This is a genomic window from Gemmatimonadales bacterium, from assembly GCA_030697825.1.
In the GTDB taxonomy this organism is placed as follows: Bacteria; Gemmatimonadota; Gemmatimonadetes; order Gemmatimonadales; family JACORV01; genus JACORV01.
In genome coordinates this window covers 1-4,118 of the sequence record JAUYOW010000012.1, presented here as the reverse complement: position 1 = coordinate 4,118, position 4,118 = coordinate 1, and the positions used below count along the sequence as shown (strand labels likewise).

Annotated in this window: 7 protein-coding genes; all 7 read right to left on the bottom strand. The window is 71.1% G+C overall.

Features of this window, described 5'->3' with window-relative positions; all coding sequences use genetic code 11:
* Window positions 1-16: 16 nt before the first annotated feature.
* On the bottom strand, window positions 17-628 hold the full coding sequence (locus Q8Q85_00570) for a hypothetical protein (protein MDP3772739.1): 612 nt from the start codon (window positions 626-628) through the stop codon (window positions 17-19).
* Window positions 629-632: 4 nt separating this feature from the next.
* Window positions 633-830, bottom strand: a complete 198-nt coding sequence (locus Q8Q85_00565; GenBank protein MDP3772738.1) for a hypothetical protein — start codon at window positions 828-830, stop codon at window positions 633-635.
* Window positions 827-1,159 (bottom strand): hypothetical protein, encoded by a 333-nt coding sequence (locus Q8Q85_00560; protein MDP3772737.1) that lies wholly within the window; start codon window positions 1,157-1,159, stop codon window positions 827-829. Before Q8Q85_00560 ends, Q8Q85_00565 begins: the two co-directional genes overlap by 4 nt.
* Window positions 1,156-1,614: a hypothetical protein gene (locus Q8Q85_00555; protein ID MDP3772736.1), complete on the bottom strand. Its 459-nt coding sequence runs from the start codon at window positions 1,612-1,614 to the stop codon at window positions 1,156-1,158. The genes Q8Q85_00560 and Q8Q85_00555 overlap by 4 nt, the downstream gene beginning before the upstream one ends.
* Before the next feature lie 10 nt (window positions 1,615-1,624).
* Window positions 1,625-2,056, bottom strand: coding sequence for a hypothetical protein (locus tag Q8Q85_00550; protein ID MDP3772735.1), 432 nt, complete (start codon window positions 2,054-2,056; stop codon window positions 1,625-1,627).
* The gene (locus tag Q8Q85_00545; protein ID MDP3772734.1) at window positions 2,056-3,306 is read right to left on the bottom strand and encodes a VWA-like domain-containing protein; all 1,251 of its coding nucleotides are present in this window, start codon (window positions 3,304-3,306) and stop codon (window positions 2,056-2,058) included. The genes Q8Q85_00550 and Q8Q85_00545 overlap by 1 nt, the downstream gene beginning before the upstream one ends.
* 5 nt (window positions 3,307-3,311) lie before the next feature.
* Window positions 3,312-4,118: hypothetical protein (locus Q8Q85_00540; protein MDP3772733.1), on the bottom strand; the 807-nt coding region annotated here is incomplete at its 5' end.

Here is a 4,118-nt window from a genome sequence, read left to right as displayed (position 1 = left end):
CCGGAATAGCCTGCGATCACGACCGCACCGTAACGCGATCCACGCCGTTTTCCAAGTACGCGCGCGCGTCCACCTCGCCCACGTTCACGAAGTCGAAGCCGTACACCTGGCACACCTTCTGCGCGCAGAAGTTGCCGCCGGTGAAGAAGAAGCACGAGGTCTGGCCGACGACCTCCACGAACAGCGCCAGCCGAGCCGCGACCGGCGCCATCTTCACGTGCCGGTTGTACGCCCCGATCTCGCCGCGCAGCGAGAAGTCGTGATCGCCGCCCAGGTGGACCGTGTAGTCGTGGACCGCGCGAAACCGCCAGTTCTGATCGGGCGTCCAGATCGGGTGATCGCTCCCACCCTGCCAGACCTTCATGCGCCCGTGCCGCGCGATGTCGCGCTGCATCGTCGCCGCGTCCGGGTAGGGATCGTTCGGCGTCAACTCCACCCGCACCCGCGTCGCGAGCTGCTGGTACATTCGATCGATGTGATCCGCGAGCGCGTGCCAGCTCGGCGCGGCCGAGGCTTCGTAGACCGGCCTCGCCAGGTACGCGCGCGCCACCACCGGCACGAAGGGCTGGTAGTCCGACAGCGCCAGGCGCCCGAGCACCGCCGCCGACCCGAAGCGACTCGACCGCACGCGCCTACCTCTTGCTGGTCCAGCGCGGGCACTCGCGCCGCGCCCGCGCGCGCGCCACGCGCACCTCGCCCGCCGTCATGGTCGCCCCCTGCCCCTGCAGCGCGTGGATCACCTCGCGCCCGCGCCAGATCAGCACGTCCGTCGTGGCCCCCTTCGCGTCGCGCCGCTCCGTCACGCGACACGACCGCGCGCGCCGGGTCATGGGCGCCCGCGCCGCGTGGTGGGTGTCGGGGGCGAAAAGATGCCGAACCAGTGCCGCAGTTCCTTCTTGTTCGCCGCGCGCACCTGGCACGGACGCTGCGACGACCGCACGCGAAACTTGGGCGTGGTCGCGCCGCGCTTTATGTAGTGCGACTCGATCCGCCCGCTCACCCGCTGCGTCTCGACGATCACCGCGTCCTGGCAGAACTTGGCCGCCAGCCGCTTCGCCTGCCGGATCGCGCGCCCCTCGAACTCCTTGGAGGGAGCCTGCCCGCATTTCGGACAGACTTTCGCGATCGATCCGAACGCGGGTAGATGCTCCTCGATCATCTCGCCAGCGCGACCAGCGCGCGCAACGCGTCCAGCATGTCCACGCGCGTCTGCCCCTGGGCGCGCGCCATCGCGCGCAACGTCCGCTTGTCCGCGCCGGCCAAGACCGCCGCGATCGTCCACTTGGGCACCCACCACATGCCGAACGCGCGCGGGGCGCTGTACCTCGCCGCACCTGTCGCTTTTATCGGCTTCACGTAACCCGTGGGGAGCTTGACCCGCAACGCGATCGGTATCGTCGGCGCGAACGCGTGGCACTCTTGCAAGCCCGCCTCGCGCGCCAACCGCGCCAGCGTCGCGCACACACAAGCCAACCCCTGCCGGTGCGTCGCCAGCCGCGCCACCATCGCGCCGCAGCTCGGGCAGGTGTACCGAACGCGCGCCACCAGCGCGAGGTCGCCAGGCTTCGCGATCTTTTCCGCGTCAACTCCACCCAGCAAGGAGGTCAGGTCCACGCCCTGCCCCCTACTTCGCCAGCGCGCGCAGCGCCGCCTGGGTGTCCGCTTCGATCTTCGCGCGCACCTGCGCCTCGACCTGATCGATCTGCCTCACCTCGGCCGCGCGCTGTGCCGCTTCCGCCGCAGCCAAAACCGCCCAGAGTTTGTCCTTGCGTTCAACAACCGCACGCAAGGCGTCCTGCCGTCCCGTACCTGTCACGCGAACCTCCCACTCACCCTCGACCAGACGCGCGACTAACGGCGCACCGCGCACATGCAACCAGTCCGCGTCTAGCGGCTCCCACTTCAACACCGCCGCTTCCTCGCACAGCGCCGCGAAGCGTTCCTGATCGGTCGGCAGCTTCGGCGCGCGCGCGGGCGCCGCCCCTAGACGATGCGCGACGTAGAAAGCCACCAACCCCACTCCGACCACGCACGCCACCACCAGCCCCGCCACCATCAGACCCGCGCCTCCACCACCGCGCCCGCCCACGCCGGGATCGCCGCCGCTTCGCCTCCCCCCGATCCCTCGCCCAGCACCAGGCACACCACCACGCGCGACTTCGGCGACTCGACCGGCCAGGGCGTGGCGCCGTCGGTTACAACGATCACGACCTCGGGGACCGGGCGCAGCGCGCACGCCGCCGTGATCCCCGCGCCCATGTCCGTCCCGCCCCCGCCCACGAGCTGCACCTTGCGCGCGTCGAACACGCGCTGCGTCGGCGCCGCCGCCGCGTCGCAACAGATCACCCGCACGCCCTGATCCAGCCCCGCCGCCTCGATCACGCCGCGCACCTCGGCCAGCGCCACCGCCAAGTCCTTCTGGTTCATGGACCCCGACGTGTCCACCACCACCGCCGGGTGGATCACCGGCTGGCGCAGCGCCGGCAGCACGATCCCCTCGAAGCCGGCCTGCCGCCGCGAGGGCCGCGAATACGAATAATCCACCTGGCCCACGGCGTCCTGCAGCGCGCGCCGGATCTGCGCGCGCAGCACCTTGCGCCAATCCACCTGCGGCGTCAGTACCTCGTCCGCGAAGCGCGCCCACGCCGCCGGCACGTCGCCGCGCCCCTTCTGCTGCGCCACCGACTCGGCCACCTGCCGCCGGATCAACTCCGTCTCGGCCGTCCCGATCCCGTGCGGCGCGCCCTCCTTGCCGCCGCTCCCGGCCGGGGCGCCCTGCTCCCACGGCTGGGCCTGCCCAGCGGCGCCCGATCCGCACGACCCCTCGCCCGCCCCGTTTGCACGCGCGCGATCCAGCGCCTTCTGCGCCTTCGACTCGATCGCCGCGTAGTATTCCTCCCAGAGCTTGCCGTCCGGCTGGCCCAGGTGCTTCGGGCGCACCGCCCACGCGGGCAACGGCAACTTCTCGGCGTCGATATCGTCATTAATTTCAGCATCTTGCGTGGCGTTCGCCAGCACCGGGTCCGCGTGCATCGCCTCCGCGCGCGCGTGGTGCTTCCGCAGCAGGTGCCACAGCTCGTGGTACAGGATCGCGGACAGCTCCTCGATCTTGAAGCGACTAAGCGCCGCCGGGTCGAAGTAGAGCCGCCCCCAGTTGTCCACGCCGATCGGCCCCAGCGCCCCCTTCTTCTGCATCTCGGGCACCTCGACCGGCACCACCGCCCAGGCCGCGCTCGCCAGGTACGGGTGCGTCTTGAGCAACAGGCGCCGCGCCGCCTGCAGGTTGAACGGAATCAGCTTGGCCATGACCCCTAGACCTCCCCCGTCGCGCGCAGGAGCGGGTAGAGCGCCTGCACGTGCTTGGTCGGCAGCGTGAAGCCGTCGCGCTTCACGCCCGCCAGCGCGCGCGCCGCCGAGGCCGCCACGTCCGCGCCGCCCTGCTTCGCCGCCGCCGCGATCACCTCCCACGCCGCCAGCCAGCGGTCGTTGGTCAGCTTGCGGATCGCCGCCGCCACCACCGACCCCAGCACCGCGTACTGCTGATCGCCGCGTTCGGGCAGCTTGAACGACCCCGGCTTGGCCAGCAGCGCCTCGGGATCGGGAAGGTCCAGCGCGTCCTCCCACCGCAGGAACTCGATCGCCGCGCCGTCCCCGATGCACGCCGCCACCACCGCCAGCCGATCGTCCTTGTTGCCACCGACCGCCTTCGCTGCCGCGAGCAAGCGCGAAGCCACGTCCCACGACCGGGGCGTGGGATACGCGCGCGGCGTGCCCTGCGCCTTGCCGTTGGTCCCCGGCACGTTCAGCGCCAGATGCGGGCGCTTGTCGAGGAAGCCCGCGATCAGCGCGCGCGTCGAGTACAGTTCCGACTCCCAGCCCGCCGGCAGCGCGAACGGCTTGGGATCGGGCCAGCCCGAGAGCATCCCCCGCTTCCAGTTCTCGATCTCGAAGTTCCAGTCGAGGTGGACAAAGCGGTTGAGGAGCGGGAGCGACAGATCGAACCCGCCGCCGACGTCCACCGGGTTCGCGATCGCGACCACCGACAGGCGCGAAGCGTCCAGCACCGTGTCGCCCACCACCTTGTCGAGCACGACGCGTAGCAGCGCCGCCTGCACCGC